20 protein-coding genes are annotated in these 22448 nt (G+C 37.9%); 5 read left to right on the top strand and 15 right to left on the bottom strand.

Going from position 1 to position 22448, the window contains the following annotated elements:
* Positions 1 to 984, bottom strand: a complete 984-nt coding sequence (locus A5889_RS07730) for a LacI family DNA-binding transcriptional regulator (protein WP_087640673.1) — start codon at positions 982 to 984, stop codon at positions 1 to 3.
* A gap of 13 nt (positions 985 to 997) precedes the next feature.
* Positions 998 to 2479, bottom strand: coding sequence for a sucrose-6-phosphate hydrolase (locus tag A5889_RS07735; RefSeq protein ID WP_087640672.1), 1482 nt, complete (start codon positions 2477 to 2479; stop codon positions 998 to 1000).
* 254 nt (positions 2480 to 2733) lie between these two features.
* On the opposite strand from A5889_RS07735, the gene A5889_RS07740 reads away from it, so the two are divergent.
* Both A5889_RS07740 and A5889_RS07745 read left to right on the top strand, forming a co-directional pair.
* Positions 2734 to 4695, top strand: coding sequence for a sucrose-specific PTS transporter subunit IIBC (locus tag A5889_RS07740; RefSeq protein WP_087640671.1), 1962 nt, complete (start codon positions 2734 to 2736; stop codon positions 4693 to 4695).
* Positions 4685 to 6298, top strand: coding sequence for a glycoside hydrolase family 13 protein (locus tag A5889_RS07745; RefSeq protein WP_087640670.1), 1614 nt, complete (start codon positions 4685 to 4687; stop codon positions 6296 to 6298). Before A5889_RS07740 ends, A5889_RS07745 begins: the two co-directional genes overlap by 11 nt.
* Positions 6299 to 6350: 52 nt before the next feature.
* On the opposite strand, the gene A5889_RS07750 is transcribed toward A5889_RS07745, so the two are convergent.
* Entirely contained in the window at positions 6351 to 8525 is a 2175-nt protein-coding gene (locus A5889_RS07750) for an alpha-galactosidase (RefSeq protein ID WP_087640669.1), read from the bottom strand.
* An 88-nt stretch (positions 8526 to 8613) separates the two neighbouring features.
* On the opposite strand from A5889_RS07750, the gene A5889_RS07755 reads away from it, so the two are divergent.
* Positions 8614 to 9405, top strand: a complete 792-nt coding sequence (locus tag A5889_RS07755) for a helix-turn-helix domain-containing protein (protein WP_087640668.1) — start codon at positions 8614 to 8616, stop codon at positions 9403 to 9405.
* A gap of 100 nt (positions 9406 to 9505) precedes the next feature.
* Here A5889_RS07755 and rlmH read toward each other — a convergent pair whose 3' ends face one another.
* Positions 9506 to 9985 (bottom strand): 23S rRNA (pseudouridine(1915)-N(3))-methyltransferase RlmH, encoded by a 480-nt coding sequence (gene rlmH, locus A5889_RS07760; protein WP_087641527.1) that lies wholly within the window; start codon positions 9983 to 9985, stop codon positions 9506 to 9508.
* A gap of 425 nt (positions 9986 to 10410) precedes the next feature.
* On the opposite strand from rlmH, the gene A5889_RS07765 reads away from it, so the two are divergent.
* Positions 10411 to 11706 carry a S1C family serine protease gene (locus A5889_RS07765; RefSeq protein WP_087640667.1) on the top strand — a complete coding sequence of 432 codons (1296 nt, stop codon included), beginning with the start codon at positions 10411 to 10413 and terminating at the stop codon, positions 11704 to 11706.
* Between the two features lie 46 nt (positions 11707 to 11752).
* Here A5889_RS07765 and ytpR read toward each other — a convergent pair whose 3' ends face one another.
* The 4 genes from ytpR to pepA all read right to left on the bottom strand — a co-directional run bounded on the left by ytpR (position 11753) and on the right by pepA (position 14642).
* Positions 11753 to 12364, bottom strand: a complete 612-nt coding sequence (ytpR, locus tag A5889_RS07770) for a YtpR family tRNA-binding protein (RefSeq protein WP_087640666.1) — start codon at positions 12362 to 12364, stop codon at positions 11753 to 11755.
* A 354-nt stretch (positions 12365 to 12718) separates the two neighbouring features.
* Positions 12719 to 13180: a universal stress protein gene (locus tag A5889_RS07775; RefSeq protein WP_087640665.1), complete on the bottom strand. Its 462-nt coding sequence runs from the start codon at positions 13178 to 13180 to the stop codon at positions 12719 to 12721.
* Between the two features lie 60 nt (positions 13181 to 13240).
* Positions 13241 to 13555 carry a thioredoxin family protein gene (locus tag A5889_RS07780; protein ID WP_087640664.1) on the bottom strand — a complete coding sequence of 105 codons (315 nt, stop codon included), beginning with the start codon at positions 13553 to 13555 and terminating at the stop codon, positions 13241 to 13243.
* A gap of 10 nt (positions 13556 to 13565) precedes the next feature.
* Positions 13566 to 14642, bottom strand: coding sequence for a glutamyl aminopeptidase (gene pepA / locus A5889_RS07785; protein ID WP_087641526.1), 1077 nt, complete (start codon positions 14640 to 14642; stop codon positions 13566 to 13568).
* A gap of 243 nt (positions 14643 to 14885) precedes the next feature.
* Between pepA and A5889_RS07790 the strand changes: the two genes are divergently transcribed.
* On the top strand, positions 14886 to 15227 hold the full coding sequence (locus A5889_RS07790) for a peptidase (protein WP_087640663.1): 342 nt from the start codon (positions 14886 to 14888) through the stop codon (positions 15225 to 15227).
* Between the two features lie 17 nt (positions 15228 to 15244).
* On the opposite strand, the gene A5889_RS07795 is transcribed toward A5889_RS07790, so the two are convergent.
* The 7 genes from A5889_RS07795 to A5889_RS07825 form a co-directional block, all read right to left on the bottom strand.
* A complete protein-coding gene (locus tag A5889_RS07795) occupies positions 15245 to 15472 on the bottom strand; it encodes a hypothetical protein (protein ID WP_087640662.1) in 228 nt (75 codons plus the stop codon).
* Complete coding sequence (locus A5889_RS07800; protein ID WP_176372817.1) at positions 15473 to 15814, bottom strand: TMEM175 family protein; 342 nt, start codon at positions 15812 to 15814, stop codon at positions 15473 to 15475. It abuts the gene before it with no gap.
* A 26-nt stretch (positions 15815 to 15840) separates the two neighbouring features.
* Entirely contained in the window at positions 15841 to 17640 is a 1800-nt protein-coding gene (locus tag A5889_RS07805) for an ABC transporter ATP-binding protein (protein WP_087640660.1), read from the bottom strand.
* Positions 17640 to 19358 carry an ABC transporter ATP-binding protein gene (locus A5889_RS07810; RefSeq protein ID WP_087640659.1) on the bottom strand — a complete coding sequence of 573 codons (1719 nt, stop codon included), beginning with the start codon at positions 19356 to 19358 and terminating at the stop codon, positions 17640 to 17642. Before A5889_RS07810 ends, A5889_RS07805 begins: the two co-directional genes overlap by 1 nt.
* Before the next feature lie 348 nt (positions 19359 to 19706).
* On the bottom strand, positions 19707 to 20564 hold the full coding sequence (locus A5889_RS07815) for a GRP family sugar transporter (protein WP_087640658.1): 858 nt from the start codon (positions 20562 to 20564) through the stop codon (positions 19707 to 19709).
* 74 nt (positions 20565 to 20638) lie between these two features.
* On the bottom strand, positions 20639 to 21097 hold the full coding sequence (locus tag A5889_RS07820) for a PTS sugar transporter subunit IIA (protein ID WP_087640657.1): 459 nt from the start codon (positions 21095 to 21097) through the stop codon (positions 20639 to 20641).
* 14 nt (positions 21098 to 21111) lie between these two features.
* Positions 21112 to 22440, bottom strand: coding sequence for a maltose-6'-phosphate glucosidase (locus A5889_RS07825; protein WP_087640656.1), 1329 nt, complete (start codon positions 22438 to 22440; stop codon positions 21112 to 21114).
* Positions 22441 to 22448 lie beyond the last annotated feature (8 nt).

Raw genomic sequence — 22448 nt, forward strand, 5'->3', positions numbered from 1 at the left:
TTATATTGTTTGACCTTGAATTAGTTTTACCGGTAGCAGGTAATTTTTTTCAAGTTTTTTTTCTGGGTTTTGGATTCGTTTTAACAACAAATCTACTAGGATATCTGCATAATCAGCCATTGGTTGGGCAATCGTCGATAGTTGAGGAAAATAATTTTGAATGAATTTGGTTCCATCATACCCAATGATCTTGATTTGTTCAGGAACGTTTATCTTCAACTGCTGACATTGATTGTATGCTAGGATAGCCGTTAAATCATCCGTACAAAACAAACTGTCGATTTCTTCTGTTTCTAAAATATGTTTGATTTCTAAATTTTTCAACGTTGTTGATCTAGCCGTTGTTTGAATCTGAAAAATTTTAGGTTCTAATTCGTGTTTCTCTAAGAAACTCAGATACCCATTTAAGCGAAAATTTGTAGGCGAATTGGATTCTTGTGAACCAGTAAGAATCGCAATTTTTCGTGCACCTTTAACAAATAATGTTTCAGTAGCTAGATAGCCCCCTTGAAAATTATCGCTGCCAATGATCGGAATATTGTCAGCTAAATATCGGTCAAAAGAAACAATAGGCAGCTCGATATCTTCATATTCAGTGATTCCTAGGTTATGAGCACCAGCTATGATCCCATCTACTTTATTCGCAGCAAGCATATTAATATAATGACGCTCTTTTTCTTTATTATTGGCACTATCACACAAAATAACACGGTAGCCTAGATCAAATAGTTTCCCTTCGATTCTTTCAACGAGCTCACCAAAAAAAGGATTTGCAACCGTTGGAAAAATCAATCCAATCAGTTGTGTGTTTTTCCCTTGCAAGGAACGAGCTAAAGAATTTGGTTGATAATTCAGCTCTTTCATTGCCAAATTTACTTTATCAATCGTTTTTTGGCTTAAAGAACCATAATTATTAATCACACGAGAAACAGTAGTGGGAGAAACACCGGCTTTTTTTGCTACATCCGTTAGTTTGACAACCATGTTCATTCATCCTTTATTGGTTAGTTTTCCGCAGTTGCCATAATTCCCCTTGATAGCCTCCATCACAACCTAGATGGACTCCTGTCTGATATGTTTCTGGAAACACTCGCATTGTTGCTACTTGTTCACCTTCATTGATGAAAATCTCAACAATCGAAGAATCTACAAAGATTTGTAGTTCCAAGGGTTTTTGTTCAACAGAAAACGATCGAACAAATCCATATTCTTCTCCAAAAACAGCACCAGCTTGACTACGGTCTATCGTTATTTTACCATGTTGCGAGTCAAAATTAATCGTTAATCCTTTATTTTGTTCTTTATTCGTAAACAAAGTAAGCGTTCCACAGGAAAGCGGGTCAAATGATAGCATTAATTCATACTGATTTGTGTCTGTTTCAAAAAAAGAATCAGAATCTTGGTTGAACTCAATCGCTTCACCTACACGTAATTCTTTCATTTCTGCGACAGGACGTTGATATAATTTTTTATCTTTTATAAGCAGCTCTTTTACACTACTTAAACAATGGGCCCATTCTTCTTGATCCGTTGGATACTCAATTTCCGGTAAACCTACCCAACTAATAGACAATAAACGATTATCTGGTGCTTGAAAGGCTTGTGTAGCGTATACATCAAACCCTTCATCTAGATTTTTTAATGCAGTAGGCTGAATCAAACGATTCGCTTCGTTATCGTAAGAATCCCCGATCACATAAGTATTAGGATAAATATTTCCATAAGAACAAATAGCTGGTTCTAAACCTTGAGGACAAAAAATAAGTAATGTAGCATCTTTCGTTACTAATAAATTGGGGCATTCAATCATAAAGCCCATTTCTTTATCAGTAAAGTCTAGTTCTCCCTTGTACTGCCATGTAAGTAAATCAAAACTCTGATAAGTAAGGATCTTTCCTTTTTCAGCTTCATCTTGAGCACCTATGACCATCAAATATTTATCATTATAATGGAATACTTGGGGATCTCTAAATTCAGATGTGTAACCTGCAGGTGATTCAGTAATCAATGGTGCCTCAATTTTTTGAACTTTTCCAGAGCCATCCATCCAAGCACCTAATTGATAGGAATAGCGAACCCAATCTCTATCTCGAACATTTCCTGTATAAGCAAGAAACAACTGGTCCGAAACAGGCAAAGCAGACCCCGAATAAACACCATGACTATCATACAAACTATCTGGAAATACTTTCGTTCCCTCTTCTTTCCAATCCACTAAATTATCAGATGTCAGATGATACCAAGATTTTAACCCATGAACAGCTCCCATTGGGTATGATTGATAAAACACATGCCATTGATTATTAAAATATGAAAAACCATTTGGATCATTTAGTAAGCCAGTATTTGGCTGGATATGATACCCTAAACGCCATTTAGAATTAACAATTTTCTCTTTCAATAAGGCCAAATGCGTTTTATCCCATTCTTGATATGGTCGATAACGTTCTTCTTTTGTCCAAGCTTTTTTTACAGACATATGTACTCTCCTCGTAAGCGTATTCTTGCATATAGTTTAACTTTAAAGATATATAATGTCAAACGTTAATCAATTCATAATAAAAATATAGATTTCCCCCTTTTAATAATAGATTTTAATTATTGTTATACGTTTGACAATTTTATAAAAAATGGTATACTTTGGATGTGAAAAAGCGATTTCATTTCTATTTTTCATACAAAAGATGAGCACTTCTATTGAAATCGCTTAAATGACATTTAGGAGGAACGAGAATGGATTACAAAAAAGTAGCAGAGGAAATCAAGCAAGCACTCGGCGAAGACAACATTCAAGCTGCAGCGCATTGTGCGACACGACTAAGGTTAGTTTTAAAAGATTCCAGTAAGGTGGATCAAAAAGCTTTAGACAATAATGATGCTGTTAAAGGAACATTTGAAGCTAATGACCAGTTTCAAATCATTATTGGGGCTGGTGACGTCAACAACGTCTATGATGAACTGATAAAAATAACGAATGTCAAAGAAGCAACAACCGCTGATTTAAAAGAAGTTGCGGTAAACGGTAAGAAGAACAATCCAATTATGGCCTTTATTAAAGTATTATCTGATATTTTTGTTCCGATTGTTCCAGCTTTAGTCGCTGGTGGTTTATTGATGGCGTTGAACAATGTGTTAACTGCACAACATTTATTTGGCCCACAATCCGTTGTAGAAATGTTCCCTAATATAACGGATGTTGCAAGTATCATTAATTTATTAGCTTCTGCACCCTTTGCTTTCTTACCTATCTTAGTTGGATTTTCTGCAACCAAACGCTTTGGCGGTAATCCCTATCTAGGTGCGGCCATTGGAATGGCGATGGTTATGCCTGATTTAGTCAATGGTTATGGTGTTGCTAATGCGATTGCTGAAGGTAGTATGAATTATTGGCATATTTTTGGGATGAACGTTGCCCAAGCAGGTTATCAAGGTTCTGTATTGCCAGTATTAGTGGTTTCTTGGCTTTTAGCAACTTTAGAAAAATTCTTCCACAAACGCATTCCAAATGCATTTGATTTTACTTTCACCCCAATGCTAGCCATTATTATTACTGGATTTTTAACCTTTATCGTTGTGGGCCCTGTTATGAGAATCGTTTCAGATGGTTTAACTGACGGACTTGTTTGGTTGTATAATACAACAGGAGCAATTGGCTTAGGTGTATTCGGACTTTTTTATTCACCAATTGTTATTACAGGACTACATCAAAGTTTTCCAGCAATCGAGACCACCTTGTTAGCGGATGTTGCACGTACTGGCGGTTCCTTCATTTTCCCAGTTGCATCTATGGCAAATGTTGGTCAAGGTGCAGCAACACTTGCCATTATGTTATTAACTAAAAATAAAAAACAAAAAAGTTTAGCGACCTCAGCAAGTATTTCAGCGATGCTAGGAATTACGGAACCAGCAATTTTTGGGGTCAATTTAAAACTTAAATTTCCATTTATCTGCGGTATGATTGCTTCAGCAGTTGCTTGTGTATTTATTGGTGCATTTCATGTTTTATCAGTGGCAATGGGACCTGCTAGTGTGATCGGATTTATTTCAATCGCACCAAAATCAATTCCTTATTTCATGATTGGAATCGTCATCAGTATTTTAGTTGGTTTTGTTACGACATATGCTTATGGTAAACGTCATATGTCTGTATTTGCAGATGATGATACTAGTGCAGGTGAAGTTGCGGTTGAAATCAATGAAGATCCTGAAACGGAAATCATCGCTGTTCAAGATGAACTCTTAGCTGCACCTGTCAAAGGTACACCTATTTCTTTAAAAGAAGTCAACGACCCTGTCTTTGCTCAAGAAATGATGGGAAAAGGCATTGCAGTAATTCCAGAAAAAGGGATTATTTACGCACCAGCTGATGGGGAATTAACGGTCGTATACGATTCAAAACATGCTTATGGGTTAAAAACAACTCATGGTGCAGAAGTACTGATCCATATTGGAATCGATACGGTAAAATTAAATGGAGAATTCTTTGAAACGACTAAAAAATATGGAGACTTAGTGAAAAAAGGGGATGTCTTAGGAACAGTCGATTTAGACGCTGTTAAACAAGCGGGCTTTGACCCAACAGTGATGATGATCGTGACCAATACGAACGACTATGAAGCCGTTGAAGTAATTGACACATTAAGTGCCGATGGAAACCAAGATCTACTAGCATTGAGTGTGCGCTATGAAAACTAATTGGTGGAAAAAAGCAACGATCTATCAAGTCTATCCACGTAGTTTTCAAGATACGAACGCAGATGGTATTGGGGATCTTCCTGGAATTATTCAACGGTTAGATTATCTTGCTTTTCTAGGAATAGAAGCAATCTGGTTAAGTCCTGTATATCAATCGCCTAATGAAGATAATGGCTATGATATCAGTGATTATCAAGCGATCGATCCAGATTATGGAACAATGAAGGATATGGACACACTAATTGAAGAAGCGAAAAAGAGGAATATCAAGATCATCATGGACTTAGTCGTCAATCATACTTCCTCTGAACATCCGTGGTTTCAATCCGCGCTTCACGATCCAAAGAGCGAGTTTCATGATTTTTATATTTGGAGAAAGGGCGTTGGCGGAAGACCCCCGAACACTCTGCAGTCAAACTTCGGCGGTTCCGCTTGGACATTGGTTCCAGAACTTGGAGAATATTATCTTCACTTACACGCCAAAGAGCAACCTGACCTAAATTGGGATAATAAAACGATGCGCAACGAAATCTATCGTATGATGAATTACTGGATCGAAAAAGGAGTAGGCGGATTTCGTCTAGATGTTATTGATTTAATTGGAAAAGAACCCGACCAATTCATTACTAAAAATGGACCAAAACTCCATGAACTATTACAGGAAATGAATCAAAACACCTTTGGAGAATACGACTTGGTCACAGTAGGCGAGACATGGGGGGCAACACCCGAAATTGCTCAGCTTTATTCAGACAAGGACAGAGAGGAATTATCGATGGTTTTCCAATTTGAGCATATCAATTTGGATAAGCAACCAGGCAAACGAAAATGGGATCTAAAAAAACTTGATCCAAAAGAACTGCACCAGGTTTTTTCTAAATGGCAAACTGAATTGACTGGTAAAGGCTGGAACTCCCTATTTTGGAATAATCACGATTTGCCACGAATCATTTCTCGTTGGGGCAATGATCAAGAGTACAGGGTGCTTAGTGGTAAAATGTTGGCTATCTATCTTTATTTTCTTCAAGGAACACCTTATATTTACCAAGGGGAAGAAATCGGGATGATCAATCATCCAATTACATCCATCAGTGAAGTTGATGATATTGAAAGTCGTAGAATGTATGATGAACGCATCACTTTAGGCTATACAGAAGAGGAAATCATTACCTCTATCAATGCCAAAGGACGTGATAACGCACGCCATCCGATGCAGTGGGATAATTCTAAACAAGGAGGCTTTACAACTGGTATTCCTTGGTTACCTGCAGGAGATTCAAGTAAAATCAATGTAGCAGCTGCTTTAGATGATCCAAACTCTCTATTTTATACGTACAAAAAATTGATTCAGCTCCGAAAAGAAGTACCAGTGATTACAGAAGGAACATTTGAGAGTATTCAAACAGAAGATGCAGCAGTTTTAGCTTATATCCGTAAGTATGAAGGAGAAGAAATAGTAGTTGTTGTCAATTTTTCCGATAAGCCGGCTCACTTCTTATTGAATGGAACACAACAAATCAAAGAAATCCTGATTCATAATTATGAAAAAGAAATTAGTCAACCCCTTCTCCCTTATGAAGCCTATGCTGTTTTGCTAAATTAACAAAAAGATCCCCTACGGCGATTCGCTGTAAGGGATCTTTTTAATGTAGCATTTACCTAATAACAGTCCAATGAATATAGAAACAATTGAAATCCCCTTTGATCCTCGGTATAAGAATGCCGGCGTGATTTAATTCACTACCACTGTATATTTCCTCTGTGTTCATGTCCTTATAAAGAGCTGATTCCTCAAGATATTTTGTTTTTAAATACTGAACCGTTTGTGCTGGTTGTGCTAGTCCATTGGAATAGACAAGAAGCGCTTCTGTTTCATTTTTAAATAGCCAAGCAGTAGAATAAGACGCATCAAGTTCTTTTAAACGATAGAATTGACCAAACTGTAACAGTTTACGATGCTTTTTATAAAATATAATTTGCTCTTTTATCATTTCGAGTTCTTGTGGCGATTGTTTCTCGATTGCTATTTCATAGCCAAAGTTTCCACTCATCGCAATTAAAAAGCGACTTTCTAAGGGAGTATTTCGACCTACTTGATGATTAGGACTATCTGAAACATGAGCGCCCATCATAATTGGCGGATACAGATAGCTATAGCCATATTGGATTTTCGAGCGACATAACGCATCTGTGTTATCACTTGCCCAAGTTTGAGGCATATAAGCAATCATTCCTGGATCAAATCGTCCGCCACCACTAGAGCAATTTTCAAAAAGGACCTGGGGAAATCGTTCTGTTACTTCAGATAGAATACGATATAGTCCTAAGACATAACGATGGCTAACTTCTTTTTGCTGATCATTGGGTAAAAGAAAACTGCCCACTTCCGTTAAATGTCGATTCATATCCCATTTTATATAATCGATTTTATTTGATGACAGATACGCTATCAGCATTTGAATGAGGTGGTCTTGAACTTCTGGCAAACTTAAATTTAAGACTAGCTGTTGTCTCCCTTGTGTTTGAGGGTAATTTGGAACCTGTAAACTCCATTCTGGATGTCTTTCAAACAAACGACTTTTTACAGAAATCATTTCTGGCTCAAACCATAAACCAAATTTCATCTTTTGTTGGTGAATAACATCTGCTAGATGCTCGATCCCATTTGGAAGTTTTGCGTTGTTCACATACCAATCGCCTAAAGAAGTTGTATCATCTGTCCGTTGGCCAAACCATCCGTCATCTAAAACAAATAATTCAATCCCTAATGTACTCGCTAATTGAGCTTGGCGAATCAAGTCCTCTTCAGTAAAATCAAAATAATTGCCTTCCCAAGAATTAAGTAAAATGGGACGCTCCTCCTGTTGCCATTGCTTAGGAATTAGATAGGTTTGGTATAACGTATGAAACGTCTGAGAAAGTTGATTAAATCCTTTCCTACTAAAATTCAACACAACTTCTGGCGTTTGAAAAGTTGTTCCAGGTGACAATTTCCATTCAAACGTCTCTGGATTGATTCCGATTTGAATCCGTGTGCTTCCATACTGCTCTACTTCAGCTTGAGCAACAAAATTTCCACTATAAATAAAATGAAAACCATAAACATCCCCTTGATCTTCATTTGTATACCGATCAGCAAGCCCTAAGAACGGATGATGCTGCGGACTGCTCGTTCCTCTGGTCGATGCGATTTTTTGTATACCAGGATGGAGAGCTTGGCGATGGATTGTTGCTTCATTTGTATGGGCCCCGTTAAATGTTAGTAAGTCAAAGTCGCAACGGGGAAAATCTAAGAGCATCGAACCAGCATTTTCTATATAGACTATCTGTGTTCCATTGTTTGTATATGATACGCTACGTGTAATGACAGGAAGATCTTCATATATCGTATAATACAACACCATTTCAAGTGACTGGATAGAATCTACAAGATAAATTGCTAAGGTTTGTCCTTGGTCTCCCCTTAGTGAAGGGAGACCTTCTAAAGGTCGCTTGCCTTCTGAAATTTCAAAATGATCATACGCAAAATTAGTAATACAATGTCCATCTATATTCCGAAACTGATAATTACTCACTCGATAATCTAAGCTACCTTGCGTGCTCGTTTCAAGTGGTAGCGTGTTTAGCGAAAAAGTACGTTCTTCACTGATTGGATTCGTAGCAAAACCGCGATCGATCATTTGCAGCTGATTGACTTGATGATACTCTGCCAAACGAGGACCAAAATATCTATGGGTAAGATATTGTTTTTTTTCGATACCAATGATATAACTGATTTCATTATTGCTTAGGTGAAAAAAATTCTGTGATGCATCAAAATAGATTGACATTTTTATCATCCCTCTTCTTTTATTATATTCATGATATCGAGTATAATCAGAAGTAACAAGAAGAAATTATTTCACGGAGGGTAATAAATTGCAGAATTTTGTACGTCAATTTCATTACATCGATGACCGACATTTACCACTCATCCGAGGTATTGGTGTCGGACAAGGAAGTATTCATTATGATTGGGATGCACGTAATCGAAAAGAACAACTAATTGTTTTGCAAGTAACATTAAAGGGACAAGGATTTATACAAATAGGAGACAAAACTGTTAGCTTAACACAAAATAAGGGTTTTTTTGCTAAAATACCTGGAAATTATCGTTATTTCGGTGAAGATTGGCACTTTCTATTTGTAGAGTTTTCAGGAAGTATGATCCAATGGTTAGATACATCGGTTACCGTTTTTAAATTATCTGAAGCATTCATTGAACTGCTGCAAAGATTTATTCTTGATCTGAAAACCCAGGAATTAACGGTTACGCAAAATGCTAAAGCTGCATTTGCTCTTTTTTTAGATATTAAGGACGAGGTGCAAAAAGAAACCCAACAAAAAGCAGATATCATCAAGACTGTAAAAGAATATATTGATGAACACTATTTCGATGATATTAGTCTAGAGTTTTTATCTGAAAAATACAAACTCTCAAAATACAAATTGATTCGGCAATTCGAAGTAGCTTATAACTCGCCACCGATACACTATTTAAAAAAAGTGCGCATCCTTCATTCATTATCGCTATTATGGGAGGATAACGCAGTGGATGTTGTCGCAAAAAAGGTTGGTTTTTCTACAGGAAATTATTTTAGTAAAGTATTTAAAAAGGAGATGGGAATTTCGCCCAGTGAGTATAAAAATAGAAAATCACACTACTATTAACAACTAATTCGTTTTTAATGATATCAACCCTACACTTTTACAAAAAGGAATCGTACCCGATAAGATCAGATACGATTCCTTTTATTGTGATTTTCTATCCCTACTTATGGTACGGTTCCCCCCGCATAATCCGGAACCCGCGATAAATCTGCTCCACCAATACCAACCGCATCAGCTGATGTGGATAAGTCAGCTTACCAAATGACATCTGCTTTTGGCTTCTCTTCATCACCTCATCACTCAGCCCAAGTGATCCGCCGATCACAAAGGCTAATTGACTTTTTCCATCGATCCCCAACTGTTCAATTTCTTTTGAAAAGTCCTCACTGCTATACTGCTTGCCATTGATCGCTAAAACAAATACATGATCCTGATCAGAAATTTTCGCCAAGATCCGTTCGCCTTCTTTGCCTTTGACTTGTAGCATTTCTACTTCACTTAGATTCTCTGGTGCTTTCTCGTCTGCGACTTCGATGATTTCAACCTTCGCATAGCTTTGCAGTCGTTTTAAGTATTCATTGATTCCTTGAACCAGATATTTCTCTTTTAGCTTTCCTACGGTAATGATTTTTATTTTCAACAGATTCACGTCTCTTCCTATGTTTGATTCTTTCAGTTGTTAACAATTTTATCATGAATGATTTTACTCTTCCACATACTTTCCCACAAAGTTATGCACATATGCACAGACTTATCCACAGATCTAAGGTCATTTATCCTTTATTTCATGGTATTTTTAGATACAAACACATATTCCCGTTTACTTTTCCACATTATCCACATTTTGTGGATAACTTTTGCACTGGATTTTTCCTCACTTTTTTAATAGTTTTTCACAAATTCATGTGTATAAGTGTGGCACCGCAAACTTTTTTTCATTGTTTATATCTGTTTTTCTCCCTAACTTGTTCATAAAAAATTCAAAGCTGTTCGGTAGACTAAAGTTGTCTTGAAAGACTATACTAAATATAATAAATAATGATAGATAATTAGGAGGTTGCTTATATGCAAAGAAAAGATGTTACACCTGATTCAGATAAAAAACAAAATGGCGTATTCAAAAAATTTGGGATTGGTTTAGTCGGAGGATTACTTGGTGGTGCTTTGGCTTTTGGTGGAGCTTACGCAATTACAGGACAAAATAATTCTTCGAATAGTAATTCAACAACCAATACCTCTGTAAAAGATACAAAAGGAGACACTAAAGTTACTAATGTCAGCTTGGATGTCAACAGTGATGTCACTAAGGCCGTAGAAAAGGTCCAAAACTCTGTTGTCTCAGTGATCAACTTACAGAGTACTAGTCAAAATTCTGACTTTGGCAGCCTGTTTGGTGGTCAAAATGGGAATGAAGCAAACGGTGATGAATCAAATGGCAGTGACCTTGAAGCAGCTAGCGAAGGGAGCGGCGTCATCTATAAAAAAGATGGCAAAACAGCATATGTCGTTACAAATAATCACGTAGTAGACCAAGCAAAAGGGCTTGAAGTTGTCATGCATGACGGGACAAAAGTACAAGGTGAATTAGTCGGTACAGATTCATATACTGACCTTGCAGTGATCAAGATTTCTTCTGATAAAGTTGATTCAATTGCAGAATTCGGAAATTCAGATAAATTAAAAATCGGTGAACCAGCCTTAGCGATCGGTTCTCCATTAGGTTCTGCTTATGCTAACTCTGTAACACAAGGGATCATCTCTTCTGTTAACAGAAATATCCAAAATGAAAACAATGGACAAGCAATTAACATCAATGCGATCCAAACAGATGCAGCGATCAATCCAGGAAATTCCGGCGGTCCTTTAGTCAACATCGAAGGTCAAGTTATCGGAATCAACTCTGTTAAGATCGTTCAATCTGAAAGCCAAGTAAGTGTTGAAGGTATGGGCTTTGCGATTCCTAGTAACGACGTAGTCAATATCATCAATCAACTAGAAAAAGATGGCAAAGTGACTCGCCCAGCATTAGGGATCTCAATGGAAGAATTGACGAATGTCTCAACTCAGCAAAGAAAAGAAATTTTGAACTTGCCTGACGATGTTCAAACAGGTGTCCTTGTCCGTACTGTCCAAACTGCTACTCCAGCAGATAAAGCTGGGCTTGAACGATACGATGTTATCACAAAAATCGATGATGAAGATATCAGCTCAGTGACTGAATTACAAAGTGCACTGTACAAGAAAAAAGTCGGAGATAAAATGAAAGTTACATTCTACCGCGATGGGAAAGAACAAAGTGTCGATGTAGAATTGACGATCGATCAATCTGCTTTAAAAACAAACGCTCAAACAAATGAATAGCATAAAAATAGCGGGACATCATTTTTGATGATGTTCCGCTATTTTTTTATTTTCCTACAGTAAATTTTTCGCCAACTACTGCATCAAACGGTAATTCTAAGATTCCTTTTTTAGCTGGTGCATCCGGCAAACGAAGTTCACTTGCTGAACAGATCATACCAAAGCTTTCCACACCACGTAATACGCCTGGCCAAATCATCAAACCATCCGGCATCATTGCACCAGGTTTAGCAACAACGACTTTTTGACCGGCTTTGATATTTGATGCTCCACAAACGATTTGAAGAACTTCTCCATTATCTACTTCTGTTTGTGTGATCGATAAATGATCTGAGTCAGGATGTTTCTTGCATGATTTGACAAAACCAACAACGATTTTTGGTTCATGATCTACAGCTAGCGTTTCTGAAAAACCAGCCGCTGTCAGCTCTTGATTTAGCTTAGCCAATTGCTCATCAGTCAATTCAACTTGACCTGAGCCATCGATCGTCCCCAAAATCGTTGATGCTTCGAAAATATTCCACGCAACAACTTGCCCATCGGCGCTAACACGAGCAATATTTCCTTTACGTTCAACGTGATTTTCTTGTCCTTTATCATCCGCTGCGATAACGAACAATACGTCACCAACATGTTCTTTATTATATGCAAAAATCATTTTTTTCCTCCTAATTTTAAAAGCTGATCAGACTGGTCAGCCTTATCTTGAAAATAGGAAAATATGAATGAGTTGCTTTTTGACTCAATACTATTTTATCTTTTTCACGAAAGGCTAGTCTGTATAGCTAGATAGTTTTAAAAGCTGAAAGAGCTGATTTGTCTCGAATGAAAAATAGAGAAAATTGAGCGTGATGCTCCTTATCACGAGTTTTTTTCTGAGAAGTACGCTCTTTTACTACCGTCCTATCTTAACAAAAAATGACGAACGATGCCACTTTTGATCGGCAAAACAAAAATAAGTGAAACAAAACGATTGCGCTTTGCTTCACTCGTTTTTTATCTATACCGACATTTATTTTTTCTTTTTATCTGGACGAACAATCAGCACATCACAAGGCGCATTCCGAATAATGTAACTGCTGACGCTGCCGATCATAAAACGTTCGACTGCATTTAGACCCGATTGTCCCACCATGATCAAATCGATCTCGTATTTTTTCGGTAGATCATTACACATCACATCTTTAGCAGACCCATAGGTTACAACGGTTTCTACTTGAGTAAAATCAACACTCTTAGCATACGTTTCACAATCTGCCAGTAATTCTTTTGCTGTTTCTGTTTCTTGATCCAACAGATTATCATTCAAGGATGAATAGCCCATCATAGTGTATACCTGATTTTCTATGACATGAACGACGATCACGCGACTATTATTTCTTCTAGCCACCTCAACTGCCTGTTCAAAAGCTAAATTTCCTTGCTCACTGCCATCGACACCGACTAAAATATTTTTATACGTTTGTGTTAACATGATACCCATCTCCCAATCAAATTCATTTGATTCTGACACTGGATCTTTTACTGACTACTACTAACGAAGACCGTTTAAAAAGGTGGTTATTTCTTCTTTGGTCTTACGATCTTTATTGACCAAACGGCCCAGCTCTTTGCCATTATCTGTTACGACAAAACTTGGGATCCCGAAAATATTCCACTCAGAGGCCAGATCGATAAATTTGTCCCGATCAACTTCAATAAACTGAAAATCTGAGAATTCGGCTTCGATCTCAGGCATGACCGGCTTGATATATCGGCAATCGCCGCACCAATCTGCAGTGAAGAAAAAGACACTCTTATCTTTTTCTACATAACCCGCTAATTCTTCATAAGATGTTGGAATAATCATATTGACCCCTCTACTTTCCGTAAATGATCGTATTGACTGTTGTCTTGTCTAAGCCTTTTAAGACTTGGATCAGCATTTCGCGAGCTGCTTCATAGTCTTTGATATTGAACATCGTTTGATGCGTATGAATGTAACGTCCGCAAACACCGATCACTGTACTTGGAACCCCGTTATTCGTTGTATGAGCCGCACCTGCATCTGTACCGCCTTTAGAAACAAAGTATTGATATGGAATATTGTGTGTCGCTGCAGTATCCAGTAAATATTCACGGACACGAGGTAACGTGATCAAACCAGGATCATAAATACGTAATAGTGTTCCTTCACCTAAATGTCCATACGTCCCTTTTTTCGTTTGTAAATCATCGGCAGCTGAACAGTCTACTGCAAAGAATAAATCTGGTTTAAACTTGTGAACAGATGGTTTAGAACCACGCAAACCAACTTCTTCCTGAACATTCGCACCAGCGATCAATGTATGACCTAATTGTTCATTTTGCAATTCTTCCAATGCTTCTAAAACCAAAGTACAGCCGTAACGGTTATCCCAAGCTTTACTGATGATATTTTTACCATTCGCTGTTTTGATCGTTTCAGTTTGAGGTACGATCGAATCTCCTGGACGTACGCCGTAGCTTTCTGCTTCTTCTTTTGATTCAAAGCCTGCATCAAATAACACATCGGTTACTTCAAGCTGCTTTTGGCCACTTGTTCCACGCAATAAATGCGGAGGAACGGAAGAAGAAATACAAGGATAATTCCCTTTGCTTGTTTTTAAAGTAAAGCGTTGTGCTGAAACAACATATGGATTCCAGCCACCTAAAGGTACGACTTGAAATAGACCATTATCTTTGATTTGAGTCAACATAAAACCGACCTCATCCATGTGAGCCGCAACCATCACACGTGGTGCATCTTGCTCTTTTGCTCTTTTAAGACCAAAGATACCGCCTAAACCATCATATTGGATCTCATCCACTAATGGCGTCATATGCTTTTTCATATACACACGAATATCGTCTTCAAATCCGCTGGTTCCTTGCAATTCAGTCAATTCTTTGATGCGTTGAAATGTTTTTTCTTCCATCATTATATTATCTGCCAGCTACCCTTTTAAGTTTCAAGGATGAACCTTTCTTTTCTGTAAAAATAACACATCATTCAAACAGAAACGGCAGATACTCCTTTCATCTAATTTCATCATTTATTATAACGCAAATTTTTTTAATTGCCCACGTTTTTTGTTTTTCGATATTTCCTTCATGTATGGTAAAATAAAAGAAAGGTCGATTTTTTCGGCAAACATTGACTATACTCGGAGGTTATTCCCATGAATGAAGAAAATGAATTAAGCTATTTCAAAGGCGGCTTAGCGATCGGTGTGAGTCTGGGTATCATAAGTGGGATTGCTTCTACATTATGGTATCAAAAACAACGAACCGTAGATGCTGACCTAGTTTTAGAAAATGTCAAAGAAGCATTTTTAAAAGAAGGCCCGATAGAAGGATCATGGATCGAATTTGAGAAAAAGCCACTTCGGAAATTTGCGATTCATTCAAAAACCTATAATGGCGGTATTTCTCGTTTAGAAGACGGCGTTATGGTCCAATATGAATTCACAGCAGATGCGCTCACTGGTACAGTGATCGATGTCAAGAGAATCAAAGAATAAAAAGAATCAGAGAAAAACTAATGACTCGTTTTTCTCTGATTCTTTCTATTTTGGTCAAATCTTCCTCGTGCGCGTTTCCCATTACGCCCAAAAGATTCTTCCACATTTGTTTTCAAAAAATAACTAACGATCGGAACACCAATAAACAATACCAGCGCTAATGAAGGCACATACCAGCCAACGAGCATGACTGATAAGATGGCTCCATAGTATAAACGATCTCTTGCTGCATATAATTGTTTCAACTATTTTTGTCTGCTCTCTTCTTCCACTGCCAACGGAATCCCTGCTTTAAACAAACGACTAAATGTTCCATTGACAGCAATCAGTAATAAACCATAAGCAAGTGTAGGCAGCTGTTTATCCGCAGCTTCCATAGACCAGCTCGTAAAAAATGGAATCAAAACTAAAGAGAAAAGAAAACATGTATTTCTGATAACGAATGGTTCATTGATTTTTTTGATCTGCTCAAACAATTTCCGATGATCGTTCCAATAGCCCGCTACGATGAAAAAACTGATTGCAAATGTCAGCAAGCTTTCAAGAAATCCAGTATAGTCACCACTGTTGGGAATTGGTATTTCCATCATCATTCCTCCTGTTGTCACTGTACTCAGGCAACATCACTTAAGAATTGACTATTATAGATGTCCGAATAAACACCTTCAGCTTCTAATAATTCTTGATGATTCCCTGATTCTACAACATCTCCTTGATCCATCACGATGATTTTATCGGCATCATAAATCGTAGACAAACGATGAGCTACAACAAAACTGGTACGACCTACCAACAATTGTTTCATTGCTTTTTGAATCAGCATCTCTGTCCTAGTATCGACATTCGATGTCGCTTCGTCTAAAATCAAGATTTCCGGATTCGCTAAAAAGGCTCGGGCGATCGTAATCAGCTGTCTTTGTCCTTGTGAGATATTATTTGTTTCTTCATTCAAAACCGTTTCATAACCTTCCGGTAATTTTCGAACAAACTCATCCACAAAAGCCGCTTTAGCTGCAGCATAGACCTGCTCTTTCGTTGCATCAGGATTGCCGTACTTGATATTGTCGTAAATCGTTCCTGAAAAAAGCCAAGTATCCTGTAAGACCATACCGATCTTTTGATGTAGCTGTTCATGCGTAAAGTTTCGGCTATCGATTCCATCGATTTTAATACTACCGCCAGAAATTTCATAAAACCGTTGTAATAAATGAACTAAGGTTGTCTTACCTGCACCTGTGTGTCCGACAATCGCAATCGTTTCTTTGGGTGCAACCGCTAAAGAAAAGTCCTTCATCAATAATTCTTCTCCGTAGCCAAATTGAACATGATCGAAACGTACTTTAGCCGAGTCATCCAGCTGATTAGGAAATGTCTGTTCATAATGTTTTCTTTCTTCTTCATCCAATACTTCAAAGACCCGTTCCGCAGAAGCAACGATCGATAAAATCCCGCTCCATATTTGAGAGAATTGACTAATTGGTTGAGAAAATTGCGTTGAATATTGAAGGAATGCCTGTAAATTTCCGATCAAGATCGCACCTGCAGCCACTTCAACAGCACCGACAGTACAAATCACGACATAAACTAGATTTTTCAATAAAATCATCGCCGGCATCATTGAACCGCCGAAAAATTTTGATTTCCAACCGGCTTCATACATTTCTTTATTGAACGTTTCAAATTGCTGCTCAGATTTTTCTTCATAATTAAAGCTTTTGATTACCGTATGACCATTGAAAGCCTCTTCGATCTGACCATTTAAGCTGCCTTGCACGTGTAAATATTTCTTGAAATTTTCCTGTGCTTTTGGTGTAAACAGTTTCGTTATCAAAAAACTGCAGGGTAAAATCAATGCAGCGACCAAAGTCAATTTCCAACTGATCGTCAGCATCAACCAGATCACACCGATGACTAAAATCACGCTAGAAAGTAATTGAGTCAAACTTTGCTGCAGCATCGTTGCGATATTGTCCATGTCATTGATCGCGATCGACATCAGGTTTCCATTTGAATGCTTGTCAAAATAATCACTTGGTAACTCATTGATCTTTGTCTTTAACTCGTTTCGTAAGGTTTTGGTTGTATTTTGTGAAACAACTGTCATCAACCACTGTTGTACAAAGTCCGCGATTGCTTTACCAACATACATTGCTCCGACGATCCCCAATATCATGGCAAGCTTTGTGAAATCAATTCCTGTTTTTGCTTTGATTCCTGCAAAAATCAATGTCGTTGCTGATCCTAATAATTTAGGGCTTAGCACTTGAAGCAGTGTACCTGCGATTGCAATGACTGCGACTAACACGATCAGCCAAAGACTTTCTTTCATGTAGCTCATCAATCGCTTAAGTGTTCCGCTTAAATCTTTTGGTGTCGCTTTGACGCCTCTATTCATCGGTGTTCCTTTACTCATCAGGCTGCCTCCTTGTCTTCTTGTGAAAGAATGATTTCTTGATAGACCGCGTTTGTTTCGGCCAATTCCTCGTGTATTCCCCAACCAACCATTTGACCTTCATTCAATACAAGAATTTTTGCAGCATTTTTCACAGTAGTGATTCTTTGTGCCACAATAATTTTGATTGCTTGATTTAAATGAACCTTCATCTTTTTTTGGATCATTGCATCTGTTTTGAAATCAAGTGCCGAAAATGAATCATCAAAAAGATAGATCGCAGCATTTTTTACAAATGCTCTCGCCAAACAGAGTCGTTGTTTTTGACCGCCGGAAAAATTGCCGCCATTTTTTTCTACCGCGCCATCTAAACCACCTTGTGCTTGGACGAAATCTACGGCCTGCGCTAATGCTAGAGCATCCCAAAGCTCATCATCTGTCGCCCGTTGATTTCCAACCAATAAATTTTCACGGATCGTTCCAAAAAATAACTGATTTACTTGAGGTACTAAACTAACTTGTTCATGCCAATTGCTTTGAGATATCTGACTGATTTCCTGCTCATTAAAACGAATCGATCCTTTACGTGGATCATACAAGCGGTCTAGTAAATTGACTAACGTCGTTTTTCCTGAACCTGTACTTCCGATAATTGCCAAGGTTTCTCCTGATCGAACAGAAAGAGAGATTCTTTCTAAGGCGTCTTCCTCCGCACCATCATAGCTGAATGAAACTTGGTCTAGGATCAAACTATTGGTTTTAGATTCATGCTCAGCGAAATCACTTGAACCATCTTGAATCACATTTTCTGTCTCCAACACATTATTGATTCGTTTCGCAGAAATTTGTCCACGCGGAATCGAAGAAAGAACCATTGTTAAAATAGCGACGCCCATTAAAATTTGTGCTGCATAAGACACAACACCCATCATCGTTCCAATCTCCATCTGCCCTGTATCGATCAGTCCTGCACCTAGCCAAGTGATTGCGATCGTTGCTAAGCTCATCATCAACGTAATGAAAGGCATCAAGAAACTAAAGGCTGTATTTGAGCGAATCGCTAATTTGGTATACGATTCATTTTCTTTTTGGTAACGTTGATACTCTTCCTGTTCTTTATTGAACGCATGGATCACTTTTATCCCTGTCAATCCTTCTTTAAAAATTAGGTTCAGCTGATCGATCTTTCGCTGCATTTTATCAAATAAAGGATTGGTATAACGGAAAATCAACCAGCAGACGATCAAAATAATCGGTGTTACAGAAACAAATGCCATTGTTAATGATGGACTTAACCGATAGGCAAAATAGATCCCGCCGACTAGATAAAGAGGTGCTAGAATCAAAAATTTCAAGCCCATTTCAACTAGATTTTGTACTTGAGTCACATCGTTTGTATTTCTGGTAATCAATGAAGAAGAGCCAAATCGATCCATTTCTTTTTGCGAAAATGAAGTAACTTTTTTGAACAATGCTTCTCGTAATTCACCGCCTAAGCCATACGATACCTTAGCCGCAAAATAAATGTTGATCAATGCTCCACCAAAACTAATAATCGCAAACCCTAACATTAAAAATCCTTTTTGCCAAATAATCGTTTGATCATTTGGAACAACTCCTTGATTGATCAATTGAGCTGTCAACGTGGGTAAATACAAATCACTAAATGTTTGTACTAATAAAAATAAAACTGCAATTGCTGTTGTCGCCTTTGGAAGACGTTTGATTATTTTTTTCATGTATTTCCCTTCTTTCATCTACTACTTATTATTTATGCATATACAGGCATATCTCTTTTGATTTTCAATCGTTGTGTCTTACAAAAATCATAAAATAAAAATAAACAAGCAATCATCTCATCATCTCCTATGCTTTTATTCATTTAATCGATTATACAAAATTAAAACAGGTACCTTACAAAAAAGAATTATAAAGGTACCTGTTTTAAATGTCAACAAAAATATGTAGGTACCTACAAAAAAAGAGAAACCGGGACATAACTCTACGAGTTACGACCCAGTCCTCTTTAAAACCAATAAACGGTGGAAGCTTCGGGAATAAACACTTTTATCCCATTTTCTCTCTTCTTATTGCTTGATTAGTCCAACGAGTAAAATTCCCGCTGTGATCAAAAAGGCTCCTAAAATAATTTGCCTTAATTCTTTCTTTGTTTTTTGAACTCTTAAAAAGCAAAGTCCACCAAAAATTGAGACTAGTACCGCTAGCTGTGAAAAGGTAAAGCTTTTCGCAACACCGATCAATGGAATAATTAAAAATAAGCTTAGATTAGCAACACTCCATGCCAATCCCGTCGTCCAATTTTTCATGATTGCTACAGGATCGACTTTTGATTTTTCAGCCCAAGCAAGTAATAATGAACTCATAAACATCCCTACTGATTGAGGAAAAATAACAGCTGTTCCAGAGATAGAAAAAAATTGCGGCAATGTCACATACAATACTAAGGCACTTGAAGAAAACAGTAAAAAAAGAAGTCCCTGCTTAAAATCTGCTGTAAGCTTCTGTTGCTCCTGCTCTTTAGAAAATGACGTACAGACGATTCCAAAAATGACCAACAAGATACCTGTTCCTCCAATGATAAACGCTTGGATACCTTGCCACTCTCGAAAAAAGAATACCGCAACTAACGTTGTTCCTATCAATTGGGTCCCGTTAGAAATCGGCATTGCCTCAGAAACGGGCATCAATTGAAATGAGTGAAACTGTAAATACTGTCCTATCGCCCACAGACAACCTGACAAAAAGGTGACAATACACAGCGAGACAGTCAACTGCGGCTTCAAACAAAATAAGACAACGATTCCGCACAGCAACGCAACCATCGTAGTTCCTATCAACTGATTGATCGGTTTGGCTTTTGTTAAAGAAGCGATCACTGGCATCAAGCCCCAGCCAAGCGCAGGTAAAAAATAAAGTAAATACATCGATATCTCCTTCTAATTACAAAGAGAGAAAACAGCAGAGCGTTCCGCTGTTTTCTCTACTGAATTTTATTTGCTCAAAGTTTAAACACATCATCTTCGATAGAAACATGCTCTTTTCCTTTGATGATCTCCCCTTTGTCAGTCTCTGGTAATACAACGATTATCACCGGATCTTTTGCTTCGTTCTTCAGCAGTGCAAGATTCATTTCCGCTAGCTTTTGCCCACAGCTAATTGTTCCATTTTCTGCTACAAGTAATGAAAAAGGGGCTCCTTTTAGATCTACTGTATCTAATCCCATATGGATCAAGATCGTCTCTCCCGATCGACTTTCTAACGTGATCGCATGAAGTGTTGGAAAAATGTTTAAGATTTTTCCAGAGACTGGTGCATACACTTGCCCTGTATGTTCGGTGATCGCAAAGCCAGGCCCCATCATTTTCTTGGAAAAAACAGCGTCATCCACGTCTTCTAAAGGGATCAATCGACCTTCTGCTACAGCTTTTAATGACTTTTTCTTTTTAAAGAATCTCATTTTCCACCTAACCTTTATGCCAATGTTGGCCAGTACTCTTTATTTGCCTCGATCATGTCGTCTAAAACTAACTTCGCAACTCTGGCATTTGGTACTGTTTGATTTAATGTGAAGGCTTGTAGTGCTTTTTGATAAGATCCTTCAAAGTATGCATCCACTAATAATTTTTCTGCGGCAACTTGTGCTTCCATCAAGCCTTTATGGAAATCATTGATCGGTTGTCTCAAGGAAATCGGTTCAACACCTGTAGCACCCACATAAGCTGGTACTTCTACTACTGCATCTGCTCTAAGATTCGGGATCGCCCCTTGATTTGGTACGATCAACATAAAGCGACGACGTTCGTCATTCAGCAATGACGTTGCCATATCAACGATGTATTGACCGTGCTCGCCAAAATTGAAATTTAAGACGTCTTCTGTCAAACCATCACGAATTTTTTGCGCCATTTCCCGTGTATTTTTTTCTCGCCCATCCATGACCATATTTGCTCGTGTATAATTCTTATCCGCATGCTCAACGACCATATCTGGGTATAAGTAATATTCTAAATAGTTATTTGGAATGTGTGTTGGGAAATTCTTGGTGATCACAGACATCATACTGAATGCCTCTTGCCATGTCTTATCTCCAGCGTTGAAATCAGCTACTGCCATTTCCTGAGTCGTCAGTTTCTCGATGATTTCAGGCATCACATCGCGACCTAGAGATTTATCGTAGATAGAGGTATACCAGCCAAAATGATTCAATCCATAGTAGCTAGGTATCCAGTTTTTTCGATCATAGCCATAGTTGATAGCGATCGTTTCTTCAATTGAAATCGTCATATCACATGCATTGATCATTTTCGCTGTCGGATACGTCCGGCGAACGGCTTCTGAAACGATCGATTCAGGATTCGTATAATTCAAAATCCAAGCATCTGGAGCAAATTCTTGAACATACCCAACGATTTCAAGCAAACCGCCCATTGAACGCATCCCATAAGCAAAGCCACCTAAGCCACAGGTTTCTTGACCAACTAAATCATACTTCAAAGCGATCTTTTCATCTTGCTCCCGCATTTTCATTCCGCCTACACGAATTTGTGAGAAAATGAAATCACAGCCCGTAAATGCTGTTTTAGGATCTTCTGTTGATGATAGTTTCACCTCATCGTAGCCATCTTTTTTCAGCATAAAATCAATGATTAGATACATATCATCATTTCTTTTTTTATCGATATCGTATAATCGAATTTCCGCAACTGGTAAACGATCCGCATTATTTAAAACAGCTTGAATGATTCCTGGCGTATATGTGCTTCCGCCACCTGCGATTGTAATGATTTGTTTTTTTGTCATTGTCTTCA

The sequence above is a fragment of the Enterococcus sp. 9D6_DIV0238 genome (assembly GCF_002174455.2).
In the GTDB taxonomy this organism is placed as follows: domain Bacteria; phylum Bacillota; class Bacilli; order Lactobacillales; family Enterococcaceae; genus Enterococcus_L; species Enterococcus_L dunnyi.

Coding starts and splice junctions, on each gene's coding strand:
- A5889_RS07730 (WP_087640673.1), bottom strand. CDS start 984: ATGGTTGTCAAACTAACGGATGTAGCAAAAAAAGCCGGTGTTTCTCCC.
- A5889_RS07735 (WP_087640672.1), bottom strand. CDS start 2,479: ATGTCTGTAAAAAAAGCTTGGACAAAAGAAGAACGTTATCGACCATAT.
- A5889_RS07740 (WP_087640671.1), top strand. CDS start 2,734: ATGGATTACAAAAAAGTAGCAGAGGAAATCAAGCAAGCACTCGGCGAA.
- A5889_RS07745 (WP_087640670.1), top strand. CDS start 4,685: ATGAAAACTAATTGGTGGAAAAAAGCAACGATCTATCAAGTCTATCCA.
- A5889_RS07750 (WP_087640669.1), bottom strand. CDS start 8,525: ATGTCAATCTATTTTGATGCATCACAGAATTTTTTTCACCTAAGCAAT.
- A5889_RS07765 (WP_087640667.1), top strand. CDS start 10,411: ATGCAAAGAAAAGATGTTACACCTGATTCAGATAAAAAACAAAATGGC.
- ytpR (WP_087640666.1), bottom strand. CDS start 12,364: ATGATTTTTGCATATAATAAAGAACATGTTGGTGACGTATTGTTCGTT.
- A5889_RS07775 (WP_087640665.1), bottom strand. CDS start 13,180: ATGTTAACACAAACGTATAAAAATATTTTAGTCGGTGTCGATGGCAGT.
- A5889_RS07780 (WP_087640664.1), bottom strand. CDS start 13,555: ATGATTATTCCAACATCTTATGAAGAATTAGCGGGTTATGTAGAAAAA.
- pepA (WP_087641526.1), bottom strand. CDS start 14,642: ATGGAAGAAAAAACATTTCAACGCATCAAAGAATTGACTGAATTGCAA.
- A5889_RS07790 (WP_087640663.1), top strand. CDS start 14,886: ATGAATGAAGAAAATGAATTAAGCTATTTCAAAGGCGGCTTAGCGATC.
- A5889_RS07800 (WP_176372817.1), bottom strand. CDS start 15,814: ATGGAAATACCAATTCCCAACAGTGGTGACTATACTGGATTTCTTGAA.
- A5889_RS07805 (WP_087640660.1), bottom strand. CDS start 17,640: ATGAGTAAAGGAACACCGATGAATAGAGGCGTCAAAGCGACACCAAAA.
- A5889_RS07810 (WP_087640659.1), bottom strand. CDS start 19,358: ATGAAAAAAATAATCAAACGTCTTCCAAAGGCGACAACAGCAATTGCA.
- A5889_RS07815 (WP_087640658.1), bottom strand. CDS start 20,564: ATGTATTTACTTTATTTTTTACCTGCGCTTGGCTGGGGCTTGATGCCA.
- A5889_RS07820 (WP_087640657.1), bottom strand. CDS start 21,097: ATGAGATTCTTTAAAAAGAAAAAGTCATTAAAAGCTGTAGCAGAAGGT.
- A5889_RS07825 (WP_087640656.1), bottom strand. CDS start 22,440: ATGACAAAAAAACAAATCATTACAATCGCAGGTGGCGGAAGCACATAT.